Source organism: Sutcliffiella horikoshii (genome assembly GCF_002157855.1).
Classification (GTDB): Bacteria; Bacillota; Bacilli; order Bacillales; family Bacillaceae_I; genus Sutcliffiella_A; species Sutcliffiella_A horikoshii_C.
This window is the reverse complement of the sequence record NZ_CP020880.1, coordinates 3,032,421-3,050,008: the sequence shown is the minus strand read 5'-3', so window position 1 is coordinate 3,050,008 and position 17,588 is coordinate 3,032,421. Positions and strand designations below refer to the sequence as shown.

At 42.3% G+C, this 17,588-nt stretch carries 15 protein-coding genes, 1 other RNA gene and 1 other annotated feature; of the genes, 12 read left to right on the top strand and 4 right to left on the bottom strand.

Going from position 1 to position 17,588, the window contains the following annotated elements; all coding sequences use genetic code 11:
* The first annotated feature begins 338 nt into the window (after positions 1–338).
* Both B4U37_RS15810 and dtd read left to right on the top strand, forming a co-directional pair.
* Entirely contained in the window at positions 339–2,537 is a 2,199-nt protein-coding gene (locus B4U37_RS15810; RefSeq protein ID WP_088018968.1) for a RelA/SpoT family protein, read from the top strand.
* Between the two features lie 20 nt (positions 2,538–2,557).
* Positions 2,558–2,998: a D-aminoacyl-tRNA deacylase gene (dtd, locus tag B4U37_RS15805; protein WP_088018967.1), complete on the top strand. Its 441-nt coding sequence runs from the start codon at positions 2,558–2,560 to the stop codon at positions 2,996–2,998.
* A 238-nt stretch (positions 2,999–3,236) separates the two neighbouring features.
* Here the strand turns inward: dtd and B4U37_RS15800 are convergent, their stop codons facing one another.
* Complete coding sequence (locus B4U37_RS15800; protein WP_088018966.1) at positions 3,237–5,018, bottom strand: N-acetylmuramoyl-L-alanine amidase family protein; 1,782 nt, start codon at positions 5,016–5,018, stop codon at positions 3,237–3,239.
* Between the two features lie 134 nt (positions 5,019–5,152).
* Here B4U37_RS15800 and B4U37_RS15795 point away from each other — a divergent pair, with 134 nt between their 5' ends.
* The 4 genes from B4U37_RS15795 to ssrS all read left to right on the top strand — a co-directional run bounded on the left by B4U37_RS15795 (position 5,153) and on the right by ssrS (position 9,184).
* Entirely contained in the window at positions 5,153–5,329 is a 177-nt protein-coding gene (locus B4U37_RS15795) for a hypothetical protein (protein WP_010196002.1), read from the top strand.
* A gap of 81 nt (positions 5,330–5,410) precedes the next feature.
* Positions 5,411–5,727: a binding site (T-box leader), on the top strand.
* 145 nt (positions 5,728–5,872) lie between these two features.
* On the top strand, positions 5,873–7,153 hold the full coding sequence (gene hisS, locus B4U37_RS15790) for a histidine--tRNA ligase (protein ID WP_088018965.1): 1,281 nt from the start codon (positions 5,873–5,875) through the stop codon (positions 7,151–7,153).
* A gap of 3 nt (positions 7,154–7,156) precedes the next feature.
* A complete protein-coding gene (aspS, locus tag B4U37_RS15785; RefSeq protein ID WP_088020328.1) occupies positions 7,157–8,929 on the top strand; it encodes an aspartate--tRNA ligase in 1,773 nt (590 codons plus the stop codon).
* A 65-nt stretch (positions 8,930–8,994) separates the two neighbouring features.
* A non-coding RNA gene (gene ssrS / locus B4U37_RS15780) (6S RNA) lies at positions 8,995–9,184 on the top strand.
* A 246-nt stretch (positions 9,185–9,430) separates the two neighbouring features.
* Here the strand turns inward: ssrS and B4U37_RS15775 are convergent.
* The gene (locus B4U37_RS15775) at positions 9,431–9,874 is read right to left on the bottom strand and encodes a sunset domain-containing protein (RefSeq protein ID WP_157663807.1); all 444 of its coding nucleotides are present in this window, start codon (positions 9,872–9,874) and stop codon (positions 9,431–9,433) included.
* 200 nt (positions 9,875–10,074) lie between these two features.
* Here B4U37_RS15775 and B4U37_RS15770 point away from each other — a divergent pair, with 200 nt between their 5' ends.
* Complete coding sequence (locus B4U37_RS15770) at positions 10,075–10,842, top strand: tRNA threonylcarbamoyladenosine dehydratase (protein ID WP_088018963.1); 768 nt, start codon at positions 10,075–10,077, stop codon at positions 10,840–10,842.
* Between the two features lie 46 nt (positions 10,843–10,888).
* Here the strand turns inward: B4U37_RS15770 and B4U37_RS22585 are convergent, their stop codons facing one another.
* Together B4U37_RS22585 and B4U37_RS15760 are read right to left on the bottom strand one after the other, a co-directional pair.
* Positions 10,889–11,602 carry an RsfA family transcriptional regulator gene (locus tag B4U37_RS22585; protein WP_088018962.1) on the bottom strand — a complete coding sequence of 238 codons (714 nt, stop codon included), beginning with the start codon at positions 11,600–11,602 and terminating at the stop codon, positions 10,889–10,891.
* A gap of 111 nt (positions 11,603–11,713) precedes the next feature.
* Positions 11,714–12,985 (bottom strand): replication-associated recombination protein A, encoded by a 1,272-nt coding sequence (locus B4U37_RS15760; protein WP_088018961.1) that lies wholly within the window; start codon positions 12,983–12,985, stop codon positions 11,714–11,716.
* 172 nt (positions 12,986–13,157) lie between these two features.
* Here B4U37_RS15760 and B4U37_RS15755 point away from each other — a divergent pair, with 172 nt between their 5' ends.
* The 5 genes from B4U37_RS15755 (at position 13,158) to B4U37_RS15735 (ending at position 17,577) form a co-directional block, all read left to right on the top strand.
* Positions 13,158–13,832 (top strand): YczE/YyaS/YitT family protein, encoded by a 675-nt coding sequence (locus B4U37_RS15755; protein ID WP_088018960.1) that lies wholly within the window; start codon positions 13,158–13,160, stop codon positions 13,830–13,832.
* A 32-nt stretch (positions 13,833–13,864) separates the two neighbouring features.
* The gene (gene cymR, locus B4U37_RS15750) at positions 13,865–14,281 is read left to right on the top strand and encodes a cysteine metabolism transcriptional regulator CymR (protein WP_088018959.1); all 417 of its coding nucleotides are present in this window, start codon (positions 13,865–13,867) and stop codon (positions 14,279–14,281) included.
* Between the two features lie 46 nt (positions 14,282–14,327).
* Entirely contained in the window at positions 14,328–15,476 is a 1,149-nt protein-coding gene (locus tag B4U37_RS15745) for a cysteine desulfurase family protein (protein WP_088018958.1), read from the top strand.
* 241 nt (positions 15,477–15,717) lie between these two features.
* Complete coding sequence (gene mnmA / locus B4U37_RS15740; protein ID WP_088018957.1) at positions 15,718–16,833, top strand: tRNA 2-thiouridine(34) synthase MnmA; 1,116 nt, start codon at positions 15,718–15,720, stop codon at positions 16,831–16,833.
* Positions 16,834–16,920: 87 nt separating this feature from the next.
* Positions 16,921–17,577: a tetratricopeptide repeat protein gene (locus B4U37_RS15735; protein ID WP_088018956.1), complete on the top strand. Its 657-nt coding sequence runs from the start codon at positions 16,921–16,923 to the stop codon at positions 17,575–17,577.
* Positions 17,578–17,588: the final 11 nt, after the last annotated feature.

Here is a 17,588-nt window from a genome sequence, read left to right as displayed (position 1 = left end):
TCATATATAATGATAAGGGCCTAGTACTATTTCCTGTTAACATAAATAAAATGAAATGATAGGTAAAAAGACTGCTTTTATTAGAAAAGTATATTTTTTACACCAATTCCTGAAAAATCTGTCGACAAATCTTTATTTTTCCCTCATAATCTCTTTACATCTACATAAAATTTCACGATAATAAAAACAATATACTTTTTTGTTCTATTCAAGTAAAGAACGAAAGATTTCTGTCCATAATGGTAAGAAATTAAGATGAATATAATAGGCGCTTGCGCTTTTTTAATAGGATACGTCTAGTAAAATAAAAAAAGAAAGTCAAAAAGGTGAGTAGAAATATGGCAAATGAGCAAGTATTAACTGCAGACCAGGTGATAGATAATGCGAGGCGCTATCTAAAGGGTGAGGACATTGCCTTTTTGGAAAGAGCGTATGAGTTTGCGAAAAACGCTCATGCAGAACAGTATCGAAAATCCGGTGAGCCTTATATCATACATCCAATACAGGTCGCAGGAATCCTTGTGGACCTTGATCTAGATCCATCCACCATTGCGGCTGGGTTTCTTCATGATGTGGTAGAAGATACGTCCGTTACCTTGGAGGAGATCAAGGAAGCCTTTAATGCCGAAGTGGCTATGCTTGTGGACGGTGTGACGAAACTCGGTAAAATTAAGTACAAGTCCCAAGAAGAGCAACAAGCGGAAAACCATCGAAAAATGTTCGTTGCAATGGCTCAGGATATCCGTGTCATTTTAATTAAGCTTGCAGACCGACTTCATAATATGAGGACTTTAAAGCATCTTCCACAAGAAAAGCAACGCCGGATTTCAAACGAAACCCTTGAAATTTTTGCGCCGCTTGCCCATCGATTGGGAATCAGTAAAATTAAGTGGGAGCTTGAAGATACAGCCTTACGTTATCTGAATCCACAACAATACTACCGAATCGTTAACCTGATGAAACGAAAACGAGCAGAGCGTGAAGAGTATATTTCCGAGGTTATGAATGAAGTAAACGACCGTCTGGAAGAAGTGGAAATTACTGCGGAGCTTTCCGGTCGCCCTAAGCATATATATAGCATCTATCGTAAAATGGCTAAACAGAACAAGCAGTTTAGCGAGATTTACGATCTATTAGCTGTCCGCATCATCGTGAATAGCATTAAGGACTGTTATGCCGTCCTTGGAATCATTCACACATGCTGGAAACCGATGCCTGGCCGCTTCAAAGATTATATTGCCATGCCAAAGCCTAATATGTACCAGTCCTTGCATACAACTGTAATCGGACCAAAGGGAGATCCTTTGGAAGTGCAGATCCGTACAAGCGACATGCATCAGATAGCAGAGTACGGAATTGCTGCACACTGGGCGTACAAAGAGGACAAAGAAGCCGATGACCGCGCATCTTTTGAGGAAAAATTAACATGGTTCCGCGAAATTCTCGAGTGGCAAAATGATGCGACAAATGCTGAAGAATTCATGGAGTCGTTAAAAATTGACCTTTTCTCTGATATGGTGTTTGTATTCACACCTAAAGGCGATGTTATAGAGCTTCCTAGCGGATCTGTGCCGATTGATTTCTCTTATCGTATTCACTCTGAGATCGGAAATAAAACGATTGGTGCCAAAGTGAACGGCAAGATGGTTACATTGGATTATAAATTGAAAACTGGTGACATCATTGAGATTCTGACTTCTAAGCATTCCTACGGACCAAGTCAGGACTGGTTAAAGCTTGCTCAAACTTCCCAGGCGAAGAATAGAATCCGTCAGTTTTTCAAGAAACAACGTCGTGAGGAAAATGTGGAAAAAGGCCGTGACCTTGTTGAAAAAGAAATCAAGGGAATGGACTTTGACCTGAAGGAAATCTTGAATTCAGAAAACATTAACCGTGTTTCGGAAAAGTTCAACTTTATGACTGCAGATGATATGTTTGCCGCAGTCGGCTATAACGGAATCACTGCGCTTCAAGTGGCAAACCGTTTGACTGAAAAGCAGCGTCGTCAGCGTGATAAAGAACAACAAATCACAGATATCACGGAAAATGCCGAGAAAAAGAAAACAGCACCAGTCAAAAAACGCAAAGACGCAGGTGTGGTCGTGCAAGGAATCGACAGCTTGCTTGTTCGCCTTTCTAAGTGCTGTAATCCTGTACCTGGGGATGAGATTGTAGGTTTCATCACAAGAGGGCGTGGTGTGTCCGTTCACCGTGCAGACTGTGCAAACGTTGAAGCGGAAGGCACGACCGACCGACTCATTGATGTGGACTGGGAAAGCGATGTGAAAGACAACCGCGAGTACAATGTGGAAATAGAAATAACAGGCTACGACCGCAGAGGCCTGTTGAATGAAGTGTTGCAGGCGGTTAACGAGACGAAGACTGATATTACAGCAGTTTCCGGCCGTTCTGATCGAAATAAAATGGCAACGATCCACATGGCTATTGCGATTCATAATATCAACCATTTGCATAAAGTTGTGGAGCGGATTAAACAGATTTCCGATATTTATGCTGTACGCAGAATAATGCAGTAAGTTAGTGAGGTTTTGTTAGAATGAGGGTTGTTTTGCAAAGAGCAAAAAGAGCAGAAGTACGTGTGGACGGCGATGTAGTAGGAAAAATCGATCGTGGATTGATGCTACTCGTTGGCGTTACGCATGAGGATAGTACGGAAGATGCAGCATATGTTGCGGAAAAAGTGGCAAACCTCCGTATTTTTGAAGACGAGCAGGATAAAATGAATCTTTCATTACTTGACGTGAAAGGTCAAATACTGTCCGTTTCTCAGTTCACCTTATATGGCGACTGCCGAAAGGGGCGCCGTCCTAATTTCATGGACGCGGCAAGGCCCGACCACGCAGAAACTATCTATGAAGCGTTTAACGAAGAGTTGCGCGGAAAAGGTATAACGGTTGAGACTGGTCGATTCGGTGCTATGATGGACGTGGATTTCGTCAATGACGGACCGGTTACGTTAATTGTGGAAAGTAAATGATTTTGAAGCTGGTTACGTGCCTTAGTAGGTATGCGACCGGCTTTTTTTGTGGGCTGGTGGGGAGGAGAGTTGGTCAAATTGTAATATTGTTACAATAACCGATCGAAAAGTCACAATAAGCCTTGAAAAAGTTACAATAGCTTTTCTAAAAGTCACAATAACCTCCGAAGAAGTTACAATAACAAAAAAGAGGACCTCTAAATCCAAAGGTCCTCTTCCATTCATTTTTCACACCTGTTTAATTCCCTCTAAAATATTGAGCCAATCCCTGATAAATTGCAGTAGATGCCCGCTCTTGGAAATCACCTGTAAGGACGGTAATTTCCTCTCCGCGGTTACTGATATATCCCAGTTCTAAAAGCAGGGAAGGTTGCATGCTTTCTCTTAATACTAAGTAGTTTTCTTGGCGCACTTCTCTGTCTCGTAGATTCGTAAATTGTACTAGGGAAGAATGCACACTGTCCGCCAGGTCTTGATCTGAAGAGCCATAATAGTAAGTAGTGGTCCCAGTGACGCTCGAATCATCAATACTATCATAATGGATGCTTAGAAAGGCATCTGCACCGTGATAGTTCGCCATTTGAGGTCTAGATTGTAAAGGAACCGAAGTATCAGACATTCTAGTCATGTAAACTGTCGCACCGGCAGCTTTCAATTTGTCTTGTAAAAGCAAGGAAGTTCTAAGTGTTAGATCTTTTTCAAAGGTTCCTTGTGCACCGATTGCTCCAACATCTCGGCCACCATGACCAGGGTCGATGACAATTACCTTATTAGTTAAATATTGTTCTGCACCAGCTCTTTTTATGCTGGTCGCGTTTCCTTTCGTCGCAACAATCCATCCAGCAACAAAACCTTCTGATCCGTCATGAAGCTTTATTTTATACCAGTTGTCTTCCACAGCAACAATAGAGAATTCTTCTCCTTCGTCTGCACGTAATATCACGTTGGAATCGGTGGAAGGTGCACTTCTGATATTGGTGGCATCATCAACGATTATAATGGTTCCATCACTGCTTTGGGATGGAGCTGGTGATGATACACCGCTTTTTTCAAGAAACCATCCAGCAATCCAGCCCGTTTTGCCATTGTCATATTGTATTTCACACCAGTTGTTTCTCTCGCTGATAATACTGACTGTTGTACCCTGTGGTAGTTGCTCCAATACTTTTCCATTCAGAGTTGGTTCACTTCTTACATTCAGACCTGCCACTTTGATGGTTGCCTCCGTTTTTGGTGAACCTGAGCCTTGTGTGCCAGAATCAGATGAGGGTTGGCTAATATTTGCATAATCACTATGTATCCAGCCGACTGTCCCGTTAAAAGAAATATTCAACCATTCTCCACGGATTGCAAGAACTTCTACTTGCTGACCACTTGATAAAGTACCCAGCACCTCGCTTTGTGTAGAAGGTTCACTCCTGATGTTCAACCCATCTGTTGTGATAGTGGCAGTTTGTCCTTCGGTTTCTTCGATTGACTCTTCTGTTTCAGTCTGTTGTTCTTCCTTCTTTTTGGCCAGAATCGTCACAAACTCTTTGGCGACCCAACCTTCTACTCCGTCGAAATGAACTTTTACCCAGTTTTCATTTTCCTCTAGGTATTGCACGGATGTCGCGTTTGCATGAAGAAAACCGACTACAGAAAAGTTTGTACCAGGTCCTGAGCGAACACGAAGGTCATCGGTTAGAACTTGTACATTGGCACCCTCGCTTGATCTTGATGCCGTGGAACGGGCACCATCGCTGCTTTCGGTGACAAGAAACGACGCCACCCATCCGGACTTTGAGGAAGTGACTTGAATCTTCAACCATTCTCCCTGGCTGTCTACAACCGGGTAGGATTCACCTCGTTGTACTTTCGAAATGATGATGCCATTTGCATCCGGGGTCTCCCTCACGTTCAATACATCGGTTGCCACAACGACCGTTCTGTTAGCCTGCACGGTGGAAGGATCTAAAAAAGAAAAAATGGTAGAAAATAATAAAAGGGCAATAAGAAAAATATGTACTTTGTGAACCAAGTTTTGTCCTCCTTATTTTTTTGATCAAACTTTCTTTTTCTACAAAAGTGAAAAAAATTCCTGCTATTTTTGAAAGAAACAGGCAAAAAAGGGACAGGATAGATACTAGTGTAGCAAAAAAGGAGCGTAAAAAGATGAAATTTAGTGATAAACATAATCGTGCATATGGAAGTAGAGATGTATTTGGGGTAAGTTTTCATGATTTCATTGAAAAAGAGAAGGATTCCACCTACGTAGAATTGGCATCTGAGTTCGGAATTACAATGCGTGATGTGAAATCGTTAAAAAAACAATTGAATCGAATTCAATAAAGCCTTGACAATTAGATTTGAAAGTATATATACTAGCAAGTATCTTACATAACAACTAGTCGCGTTAATGGACTAAAATACAAGATACCGATGATGGAGAACAGTAGTTGAGAACCACATGGAAAGAGAAGAAATGCCCTGGGCTGAAAGCATTTCCCCTTGATGACTCAATGAATGAACACTCCGTAGGATCCGCTCTGAAAAAGCAATATTTCACTTGTTTGCCGCTGGGTTAAAGCCGCAAGCCTTGAAAATGCTCTACTAGGAGATGGACGTTGCAGGCGTTAACTGCTTGAGTGGAAGTAACCAAAGGCAAAAAGCATCTCAATTAACATGCCAAGCCTTCAAACTACTTCAATTAGGGTGGCACCACGGGACATACAACTCCCGTCCCTTGTTTAGTTAATAAACAAGGGACGGGAGTTTTTTATATGTAAAAAAGGTGATTTACTTTAACGAATTAACGTAGAGAGGGTCAGACCCCTCTTTACCACTTTAAATAACGAAAGAGGGGTCTGACCCCTTTAGAAGGAGGAACCGTAAATGGCGATTCAGATACCGCGTGGTACGCAGGATATTTTACCTGGTACGGTGGAGAAGTGGCAGTATATTGAGGCGAAGGCGAAGGAGATTTGTGAGTTATATAATTATAAGGAGATCCGGACGCCGATTTTTGAGAGCACGGAGTTGTTTTTAAGAGGTGTGGGGGATACAACCGATGTGGTGCAGAAGGAGATGTACACATTTGAGGACCGTGGTGGAAGAAGCCTTACCCTTCGCCCGGAAGGAACAGCTTCCGTAGCGCGTTCTTACGTAAATAACAAAATGTTCGGTTCACCGACGCAACCGACAAAACTCTACTATATCGGCCAGATGTTCCGTTATGAACGTCCACAGGCAGGGCGCTTCCGCCAGTTTGTACAATTCGGAATCGAAGCACTAGGAAGCAATGATCCTTCCATTGATGCAGAAGTAATTGCTTTGGCAGTGGAATTATATAAAAGCTTAGGGCTCAATAATTTAAAAGTTGTCATCAACAGCTTAGGGGACAAGGAAAGCCGTCAAGCACACAGAGATGCGTTGATCAATCACTTCCAACCGAGAATCAACGAGTTCTGCGGTGATTGCCAAGGACGTCTAGAAAAAAACCCTCTCAGAATACTTGATTGTAAGAAAGACCGTGATCATGAGTTGATGGCAACAGCACCATCTATATTGGATTACTTGAATGAAGAATCCAAGGTTTATTTTGATAAAGTGGTAGCTTATCTTTCCACACTAGGCATTCAATATGAAATTGATCCGAACTTGGTGCGTGGACTAGATTACTATTATCACACAGCATTTGAGATCATGAGCACGTCTGAAGGTTTCGGTGCGATAACAACCCTATGTGGTGGAGGACGCTACAACGGACTTGTCCAAGAAATCGGAGGGCCGGAAACACCTGGTATCGGATTTGCACTAAGCATTGAGCGTCTAATATCGGCTATGGAAGCAGAAAATGTAAAGTTTCCATTCGAAGATTCCATCGATTGTTATGTGGTCGCGCTTGGTGACAAAGCGAAAGAAACAGCAGTAAAATTACTTTTCGACCTTAGAAAAGCAGGAATTGTAGCAGAAAAAGATTACCAAGATAAAAAAATGAAAGCCCAGTTCAAAGCAGCTGACCGCCTGCAAGCAAAATACACCATCGTATTTGGTGATGATGAGTTAGAAAAAGGCGTCGTCTCTATTAAAGAAATGGAAACAGGCGAACAACAGGAAGTTGCATTTGAAGATGCAGTAGCATTCATAACAGCAAAGAAAAGTGGGGAGAGATAAATGATGCAAGGTAGAACATATAACTGTGGCGAAGTCCCACAATCATCCATCGGAGAAACAATTGAGTTAAAAGGCTGGGTGCAAAAGCGCCGTGACCTTGGAGGGCTTATCTTCTTAGACCTTCGTGACCGTACAGGACTTGTGCAGATTGTCTTCAATCCAGACGTGTCCGCAGAAGCTTTAAAAACAGCAGAAAGTGTACGTAACGAATACGTTTTATATATTAAAGGAAAAGTGGTTGCGCGTGACGAGGCAACAGTCAACCCTAACCTGAAAACAGGTGCAATCGAGGTGCAGGCAGAGGCAATTGAGGTTTTGAATGCTGCGAAAACACCACCATTCGTATTGGACAGCAAGACAGAAGTAAATGAAGACATTCGATTAAAATACCGTTACTTGGACCTTCGCCGTCCGGTTATGTTTGATACATTGAAAATGCGTCATGACGTAACACGCTCCATCCGTGAATTCCTGAATGACCAGCAATTCATGGAAGTGGAAACGCCTATTTTGACTAAAAGCACGCCAGAAGGTGCACGCGACTATCTAGTACCAAGCCGTGTACACCCAGGTGAATTTTACGCATTGCCACAGTCTCCGCAAATCTTCAAGCAACTATTGATGGTTTCCGGTGTGGAGCGCTATTATCAGATCGCTCGTTGCTTCCGTGACGAAGACCTTCGTGCAGACAGACAGCCTGAATTCACACAAGTCGACATTGAGACTTCTTTCTTATCACAAGAAGAGATCATCGGCATGATGGAAGACATGATGAGAATGGTCATGAAAAATACGAAGAATGTGGATGTACCAGAAACATTCCCGCGTATTACGTATCAAGATGCCATGAACAGATACGGTTCCGACAAGCCAGACACTCGCTTTGAAATGGAACTTGTGAATCTATCCGAGCAGGTAGCTGACTGCGGATTTAAAGTATTCAGCGCAGCCGTTAATAATGGCGGTCAAGTAAAAGCCATTAATGTAAAAGGTGCGGCAAGCAAATACTCCCGCAAAGACATCGATGCATTGACTGAATTTGTTGCTGTTTACGGAGCAAAAGGTCTAGCTTGGTTAAAAGTAGAAGCAGAAGGATTGAAAGGTCCTATCGCAAAATTCTTCAATGAAGAAGAACAACAAGGATTCATCCAATCTTTAGATGCTGCAGAAGGGGACTTGATCCTATTTGTGGCAGATAAAAAATCTGTTGTTGCAGATGCTCTAGGTGCTCTACGTTTAAAACTTGGAAAAGAACTTGGTCTGATTGACGAAAGCAAGTTCAACTTCTTATGGGTAACGGACTGGCCATTACTTGAGTACGATGAGGAAGCAGGCCGCTACTTTGCCGCTCACCACCCATTCACAATGCCGGTTCGAGAAGACCTTCCATTACTGGAAACAAACCCAGGTGAAGTTCGTGCTCAAGCCTACGATTTAGTATTGAACGGTTATGAGCTAGGCGGAGGTTCATTGCGTATTTACGAACGTGATATCCAAGAAAAAATGTTTGCAGTACTTGGTTTCAGTAAAGAAGAGGCAACAGAGCAATTCGGTTTCTTACTTGAAGCATTCGAATACGGAACTCCTCCACATGGTGGAATCGCGCTTGGTTTGGACCGTTTGGTTATGTTGTTGGCAGGCAGAACGAATCTACGTGACACCATTGCATTCCCGAAAACGGCAAGTGCAAGCTGCATCCTGACAGAAGCACCAAGTCCAGTTGCCGGTGGGCAATTAGACGAGTTACACTTGTCGTTAGCTGTCAAAAAAGAGTAGATTTTCCTATACGGTGAGAGTTGAAAATATATACTCCCGTGTGTTAAGATTACTTCAAGAAGTCGCAAGTCCTGATGTGTTCGTCGTATAACCTATTGTTTTGACCGAACAATAGATTATACGGGAGCTCAGAGTTTTCGTTGCTGCGTACATGCCTTCCTCGTGAGGACTTACTATATGCATGAAACAGAGCACCCACCTGCTGTGAGCGGGGATCAAAACGAAGGCATCGACGACGGCACGATTGGGACTTGCCTACATACGAATCAAAAACCGGTATTTCGCATTATTGCGGGATACCGGTTTTTTTTAGTGATCTTAAAACTTAGTGTATGACTTCATGAGAAGGTGTAAAACTATCAACATTGTCCTCGTAGGTAGCGTATGACTCCCTGAGAAGGTGAAACTGCGCCAACACTGTCCTCATTTCACCTTCGCATGCCTCAATGAACACAAAAAAACAACCCTCACGCAAAATGAAGGTTGTACGATAATTAACCCTTACCTCGCAGACTTCCGGTAGCCCTTTGCCTGCGCCTCTTCCTCCGTATGAAACCATTCCACCGGAGTCGTCCGATTATAGAAAACACCACCCGGAACATGATAAATATATTCACCACGAGCATTCTTGTTAGCTTTTATTAAAGGTTTTTCCTGGGGAGCTTCTTGACTATTCTCCTCAACTTCCAATTCCGAAGTCATCGCGCTCGAATCTCCACTTTCAGCAAGCTCTAATGTTTGCTGCTTGCTTTCTGACGGGGTAGAACGCTCACTTTCTTGTGTCTGCTGCAATGTGGCAGCAATCGCTTCAAGCGTCTGTCTCACCTGGAATGAAGTTGTTTCCCGTGCCATTAACTGTTTATTCGTTTTGTTTAAGCGAAAGATTGTTACTAAACCACTGCCAATAACTAAGAAGAAAGATAAGGCCTTTAATAGATTTTTCAATACAAACTCCCCGCTTTCAATAAAAAAATAATATTCAGTTACTATTCCCTTCATTATAAGGCATTGAAACCCAATTCGTAAAAAAGAAAAATTCCTATCCGACTACTTGCTTTTCACCCAAAGTATGTTATATTCGATTTCGGGTACAATCTTTAAAAGACATTAAAAATGAAACAAGCGATAAATGGAGTTGATATGCAGTGTTACACCAATTTTCACGAAACGAATTGGCTATAGGTAAAGAAGGTTTAGAAACCCTTAAAAATAGCACGGTTGCAGTATTAGGAATAGGCGGAGTAGGATCGTTTTCAGCAGAAGCATTAGCACGTTCTGGCGTTGGCCGCCTTATTTTAGTAGATAAAGATGATGTCGATATTACAAATGTTAACCGTCAGATTCATGCACTTATGTCCACAGTGGGTCAACCAAAAGCTGACCTGATGAAAGCACGAATCCAGGACATCAATCCTGACTGTGAAGTAATTGCACTTAAAATGTTCTATACAGAAGAAACGTACGAAGAGTTCTTCAGCTATGGCCTCGATTATGTTATTGATGCATCAGATACAATTTCCTATAAAATTCATTTAATGAAAGAGTGTCTAAAGCGCAAAATTCCGATGGTTTCCAGTATGGGAGCGGCAAATAAGATGGATCCAACCCGTTTCAAAATGGCGGACATCTCCAAAACTCACACAGATCCTATCGCTAAAGTCATCCGAACTCGCCTTCGTAAAGAAGGGATTCACAAAGGCATCAAAGTAGTATTCTCTGATGAGAGCCCAATTGTCATTCGTGAGGATGTTCGGAAAACGGTCGGTAATGATAATGCAGAAATTCGTAAAGCAAAAATGCCACCTTCCTCCAATGCATTCGTTCCTTCAGTAGCGGGACTTATCCTTGGTGGTTATGTCATCAATGATATATTAAAGGATATAAAAATACAGCGTGTTGGTGGACAACAATAATAAAAAGAAGGCCTCGTCAATCGGTGACGAGGCCTTCTTTACAGTTTTACATCACTTCATCCTGCATGCTGCTGCCGGTCAATCTTCTGGCACGGTCCATGATTTGGACGAGCATTTCATAGTCTTCGTTTATCGCAACTTGTTGTTCTTCTAAATTCTTAAGCTGCTTTTCAAGGGATTGATTTTTTTGCTTCAACAATTGATTTTCTTTTAGAAGCCTATCACTTTCCAACTGCAAACGATAATCGGAATTCTGGTTTTGTTGGAAGTTTTGCAAAAAGTGAATGCAGTCGTCAAGGGTAATAGTAGACGCAGCAGACGGTGCTGAAAAAGTCGTTGCTGCATTTCGCACTGGAAGTGGTGCGTACTCTTCATCTTCCATATCATATTCAAACGGCAGGCTGACTTTTTCGTCAGAAGCAACTTTTGGTGCAGGTGCAGGTAGCCATTCCATCTCCAATGGTTGATTGGTAGCTTTCTTTGTTGGAGCTGACTCGCTTTTTTGTTGCATTTTTGCTATCTTTTCTTGCGCTCGCTTTTTCTCTTTTCGTTGCTTCTTGGCTATGGCGACGGCAGGTTCATACTTTTTCCTCACTTCTGCATTCCACCTGAATCCACATGCAGCTGATGTGCGATTTAGTGCATCTCCGACTTCTTCAAAGGCAGCAAGCTGGGTGCCACCATCTCTTATGTATCGTAAAACAGTCTCTGCAAGTAATAGATCATCTTCGTGAGACCATGCATCTTGTCTAACTTTCATTCAAATCCACTCCTTAAAACGGTCGTTTTCTACCATCTTTTCCAGAAAAGCGAAAGAGTATACGAAAGTTTGCTAGATTAACATAAAAAAAATAAGGAGAAACAGTTCCCCTTATCTTTTCTTCTTCGTTTTTTCATATATTTGCCCAAGGGCTGATTCGAATTTACTAGTATCTTTGGGCTTATAATAGGATTTGTGCTTCAATTTGTCGGGCAAGTATTGCTGAGCTACCCATCCGCTTGGGTAGTCATGTGGATATTTATATTCAATGCCTCGGCCAAGTGCGGAGGCACCTTTATAATGTGCGTCCTTCAAATGGGCAGGAACTTCGCCGACAAGTCCTTTTCTGATGTCAGCCAATGCTTCGTCTAATGCTTTATAGGCGGAGTTGGACTTAGGAGACAGACAAAGTTCAATAACGGCATTAGCTAAAGGAATGCGTGCTTCAGGAAACCCTAGTCTTTCTGCGGCTTCAATGGCAGAAAGGGTCCGTGCACCTGCTTGTGGATTGGCCAGGCTGATATCTTCATAGGCGATAACAAGCAGACGTCTACCTATGCTCACAAGGTCTCCTGCTTCAATCAAGCGTCCTAAATAATGCAAAGCGGCATCCACGTCACTGCCTCGAATGGACTTTTGGAACGCGGACAGTACGTCATAATGACCATCACCGTCCTTGTCATGATAAAAGCTTTTCTTTTGCAGGCATTCTTCAGCCGTTTCAACCCCAATCACTATTTTTCCATCTTCATTTGGAGTAGTGGATAGTACCGCAAGTTCCAATGAATTTAAAGCAGAACGAACATCCCCGCCGCACCCATTTGCAAAGTGCTCCAAAGCGCCTACAGCTAAATCGACTGGATATTCTCCTAAACCACGTTCCTCATCTTCCAATGCTTGCATGATGACATGTTTAATTTCCGATACTGACAAAGGATGCAGCTCGAAAATTTGGCATCTGCTCCGAATGGCCGGGTTGATTGCATGATAAGGGTTGCTTGTGGTAGCCCCAATCAGAACAATTCGTCCATTTTCAAGGTGAGGCAACAGAAAGTCCTGTTTCGCCTTATCAAGTCGGTGCACTTCATCCAAAATAAGAATCACCTTGCCTGACATCTTCGCTTCTTCTGCTACTATTTCCATATCCTTTTTATTGTGTACCACAGCATTCAATGTCCGGAATGCATATTGTGTACTGCCGGCAATGGCAGTGGCGATGGACGTTTTTCCTATACCCGGTGGACCGTAAAGAATCATAGAGGAGAGGTGTTTTGCTTTTACCATTCTATGAATGATTTTACCTTCTCCTACAAGATGTTCCTGACCCACCATTTCATCTATTGTGCGTGGCCTCATACGAAAGGCCAATGGTTTATTGTTCATTTAAACACCTTCCTGCATGCAATGACATCTAGTGTCCCATACCCACTGTACCACAATTATCATCATGCATTAAAACAAAACAGACAAAATGTAAATCCTTTGAAATTATGCTATAATAGGATAGATTTAAATCAGAGACAGAAACGAGTAAAGACAGAAGGGTAGAGGCTGCATGCAAGGAGAGCGGAGTATAGACAGAAGGTTTTTTTTGACAAAATGGTCCATCTATTTTATCGGACTGTTGATTATGGCCTTTGGCATTGTTTTAATGATACGTGCTGACTTGGGCAGTGCGCCATGGGATGTCTTTCATATCGGACTTTTCTACCAAATTGGATTGACGATTGGTACCTGGTCCATCATTGTGGGCTTTTTTATTTTGATGATCTCTTCCATGATTACCAAAAAGCTTCCTCCATTAGGTGCTTTTTTGAATATGCTAATGGTCGGAATCTTCATTGATTTGTATATGATGATCCCACAGTTACACACACCGGACCTGTTTATTTTAAAACTGATTATGCTCCTAATAGGTGTATTGGTGATCGGAATCGGAATAGGAGTCTACATTTCCTCACGATGTGGTGCAGGGCCAAGGGATAGCTTGATGATTGCCTTGACGGAAGTGACAGGATGGAAAGTGCAATATATTAGATTAGGAATGGAATTAGTAGTATTATGTTTAGGTTGGCTTTTAGGTGGACCTATCTTTATCGGTACCATTCTATTCAGTCTTACCATCGGAAGCATCGTCGGCCTGACGCTGCCTGCCTGTCAAAGGGCAACGGACTCATTACTTGATAAGATTCAACATAAAAAAGAAAAAAAGGTAACCTTTCAAATATAGAATCAGAATAGAAAAAGTAGAGGTGTTCGTGGATGAAAATTTCAACTAAAGGACGATACGGATTGACCATAATGATTGAACTTGCAAAAAATGTGGGGGAAGGTCCACTTTCGTTAAAAACGATTGCACAAACACATGACCTCTCTGAGCATTATTTGGAGCAATTAATTGCACCTCTTCGTAATGCAGGGCTTGTAAAAAGTATAAGAGGCGCATATGGTGGTTATATTTTAGCAGATGAACCAGCGAAAATTACAGCTGGTGATATCATTCGTGTACTAGAAGGACCAATCAGTCCGGTTGAAGTGATTGATGATGAGGAACCAGCAAAACGTGAACTGTGGATCAGAATTCGTGATGCGGTTAAAGACGTATTGGATAGTACAACACTTGATGATTTGGCCAATTATGAAGGCGGAGATCAAGAAGCATATATGTTCTACATCTAAGGGGAAGAACAGGGAATATTAATTAGTTAGAAAGGAGGCGTCCTCATTGAAACAGATTTATTTAGATCATGCAGCAACCTCCCCCATGCATCCAGCTGTCCTCGATAGTATGCTTCCTGTTATGAGAGAGGATTTCGGAAATCCTTCAAGCATCCATGGATTTGGTAGAAAAACAAGGCATCTCGTGGATGAAGCAAGGCACGTTGCAGCCAATTCCATTGGTGCGAAAGAAACAGAAATCATTTTTACAAGCGGCGGGACAGAAGCAGACAACTTAGCCATTATCGGGGTCGCGCGCGCCAATAAATCACGTGGAAATCATATCATTACAACGCAAATAGAGCACCATGCTGTCCTTCATACATGTGAACAACTAGAAAAAGAAGGCTTTGAAGTAACCTATTTGCCTGTTGATGAACACGGTCAGATTAAACTGGCTGATTTAAAGGATGCACTTACAGACAAAACCATTCTTGTCACCATCATGTATGGCAATAATGAGGTAGGAACGGTTCAGCCTATCAAGGGAATTGGGGAAATTGTTAAAGAACATCAAGCTTATTTTCATACGGATGCTGTACAAGCTTTCGGACTTCTGCCAATCAATGTGAAGGAACAAGGCATTGATTTTCTATCTATGTCTTCCCATAAAATCAATGGGCCTAAGGGAGTTGGCTTCTTATATGCAAGAGCGGGAGTCTCCTTCTCTACCTTGACATATGGCGGCGAACAAGAACGGAAACGCCGGGCAGGTACAGAAAATGTCGCTGGAATCGTCGGATTGAAAACAGCGATTGAATTAAGCTTGGAGCAAGCAAAAGAAAAAGTGGCATTGTATAAGAATTTTAAAGAAACGATGCTTCAAATTTGGCAGGAAGAAGATGTTACGTTTCAGATTAACAGCGGAACAGAAGAAACATTGCCGCATGTGCTGAACGTTTATTTTCCAGGAACGAATGTTGAGTCCTTATTGGTCAACATGGATTTGGCAGGTATAGCAGTCTCAAGCGGATCTGCTTGCACAGCAGGATCCATCGACCCGTCCCATGTCCTTGTTGCCATGTTCGGAAAAGACTCAGACAAAACTGCTTCCTCCATCCGCTTTAGCTTCGGACTGGGAAACACACTAGAAGACATCACACACGCTGCCAAAGAAACAGCCAAAGTCGTAAAAAGACTAACACGAAAGAGTTAATGAAAATTCCCTGTAGATTGTAGTGCAAGGTGTGAAACTCCTCGAAAATGCTAGCGCATTTTCTTCGTGCGATGAGTCGCTGCCGAAGCGTTCCTTGTCCTGAGGGAGATAGCGGTAGGTTGAGACCCCGCAGCGCAGCGAGGAGGCTCAAGCACCGCCCAAAGGATAAGCGAACACCTGGAACGGAAATCTACAGAAGGTAAACGGAAAAGATAAATTATATAAATACGGGGTGATCAAGATGACAAAAGCACCAAAAGATACCCGTGTAGTAATAGGAATGTCCGGTGGAGTAGATTCATCCGTAGCAGCCCTTCTTCTCAAAGAACAAGGCTACGATGTAATCGGTATTTTCATGAAAAACTGGGACGACACCGATGAATTTGGAGTATGCACGGCAACGGAAGACTACAACGATGTCATCCGTGTCTGCAACCAAATCGGAATCCCTTATTACGCGGTCAATTTCGAAAAACAATACTGGGACAAAGTATTCCAATATTTCTTAGATGAATACAAAGCAGGACGTACACCAAATCCTGACGTTATGTGTAACAAAGAAATCAAATTCAAGGCTTTCCTTGAGCATGCATTGGATCTAGGCGCAGACTATTTGGCAACAGGCCACTATGCACAAGTGGAATTCCGCGATGGCGAATACAAAATGCTTCGCGGTCTTGATGAAAACAAAGACCAAACCTATTTCTTGAATCAACTGGGACAAGAGCAACTGTCTAAAGTAATGTTCCCAATCGGCAATATTGAAAAATCCGAAGTACGTGAAATTGCCAAACGTGCAGGTCTTGCAACAGCAACGAAAAAAGATAGCACGGGAATCTGCTTTATAGGAGAACGTAATTTCAAAGAATTCCTGAGCGGTTACCTTCCAGCGCAACCTGGAAACATGTTGACCATGGACGGGGAAGTGAAAGGGAAGCACGACGGATTGATGTATTATACAATCGGTCAGCGTCACGGGCTTGGAATTGGAGGAAGCGGGGATCCTTGGTTTGTTATCGGAAAAGATCTAAAAAAGAATGTCCTTTATGTGGGACAAAGCTTCCATAACGAATTATTATACTCAGATTCCATCACTGCTACAGATATCAGCTGGGTGTCTGAAAATCCGCCAGCCGATGGTACAGTATGCACGGCTAAATTCCGTTATCGTCAAGCAGATAACAAGGTGAAAATTCAGCATCTTGAAGATAATAAAGTGAAGGTTATTTTTGATGAGCCGGTTCGAGCGATTACTCCTGGACAAGCTGTTGTATTTTATAATGGTGATGAATGTCTTGGTGGGGGAACAATTGATCATGTGTTCAAAAACAACGAAAAACTTTGGTATGTAGGATAAAAGTGAAAACCTCGATTCCATAAGGAATGGAGGTTTTCTCTATGATATACTAAAAAGACTGATGAAATGGATGAGGTGTACGTACAAATGAAAGATAATAATGCATTAGGTATTCAATACCTTCAAGAAGGAAAATACGAAGAGGCACTTGCCGCTTTTTCAAAAGAAATTGAAGAGAATCCGGAGAATGCGGTAGCATATGTAAACTTTGGAAATGTACTCAGTGCTGTCGGGGAGCTAGAAAAAGCCATGAAGTTTTTCGAACGTGCGTTGGAAAAAGACGACGCCATCGGAACAGCGCACTACGGTCTTGGTAATGTCTATTATCAGCTTGAAAAATGGAATGAAGCAAAAGATCAGTTTGAACTTGCGATGAAGAAAGGTGTTAATGACAGTGATATCTTTTTTATGCTGGGGATGACTCTATTGCAATTTGAACAGCCAAAGCTTTCCCTTCCATATTTTCAACGTGCAGTCGAATTAAAGCCTGAAGATGCAGAAGCAAGATTTCAATACGGAATGTGTTTAGCTGGACTGGGGCTCATAAAAGAAGCGACAGCGGAGTTTGAAATGGTAGTAGAGGAAGATTCAATGCACGCAGATGCTTATTATAATTTAGGCGTTGCATATGCATACCAAGAAAATAGGGAAAAAGCATTGGAGAATCTGGATAAGGCATTGGACGTACAGGCAGATCATATGCTGGCGGCCCATGCGAAAAAAATTCTCACAGAAGAAAACTAGGGAACGGAGGG

Excerpts from the sequence above, each read along its gene's own strand:
- B4U37_RS15810 (WP_088018968.1), top strand. The coding sequence starts at position 339 with ATGGCAAATGAGCAAGTATTAACTGCAGACCAGGTGATAGATAATGCG.
- dtd (WP_088018967.1), top strand. The coding sequence starts at position 2,558 with ATGAGGGTTGTTTTGCAAAGAGCAAAAAGAGCAGAAGTACGTGTGGAC.
- B4U37_RS15795 (WP_010196002.1), top strand. The coding sequence starts at position 5,153 with ATGAAATTTAGTGATAAACATAATCGTGCATATGGAAGTAGAGATGTA.
- hisS (WP_088018965.1), top strand. The coding sequence starts at position 5,873 with ATGGCGATTCAGATACCGCGTGGTACGCAGGATATTTTACCTGGTACG.
- aspS (WP_088020328.1), top strand. The coding sequence starts at position 7,157 with ATGCAAGGTAGAACATATAACTGTGGCGAAGTCCCACAATCATCCATC.
- B4U37_RS22585 (WP_088018962.1), bottom strand. The coding sequence starts at position 11,602 with ATGAAAGTTAGACAAGATGCATGGTCTCACGAAGATGATCTATTACTT.
- B4U37_RS15760 (WP_088018961.1), bottom strand. The coding sequence starts at position 12,985 with ATGAACAATAAACCATTGGCCTTTCGTATGAGGCCACGCACAATAGAT.
- B4U37_RS15755 (WP_088018960.1), top strand. The coding sequence starts at position 13,158 with ATGCAAGGAGAGCGGAGTATAGACAGAAGGTTTTTTTTGACAAAATGG.
- cymR (WP_088018959.1), top strand. The coding sequence starts at position 13,865 with ATGAAAATTTCAACTAAAGGACGATACGGATTGACCATAATGATTGAA.
- mnmA (WP_088018957.1), top strand. The coding sequence starts at position 15,718 with ATGACAAAAGCACCAAAAGATACCCGTGTAGTAATAGGAATGTCCGGT.
- B4U37_RS15735 (WP_088018956.1), top strand. The coding sequence starts at position 16,921 with ATGAAAGATAATAATGCATTAGGTATTCAATACCTTCAAGAAGGAAAA.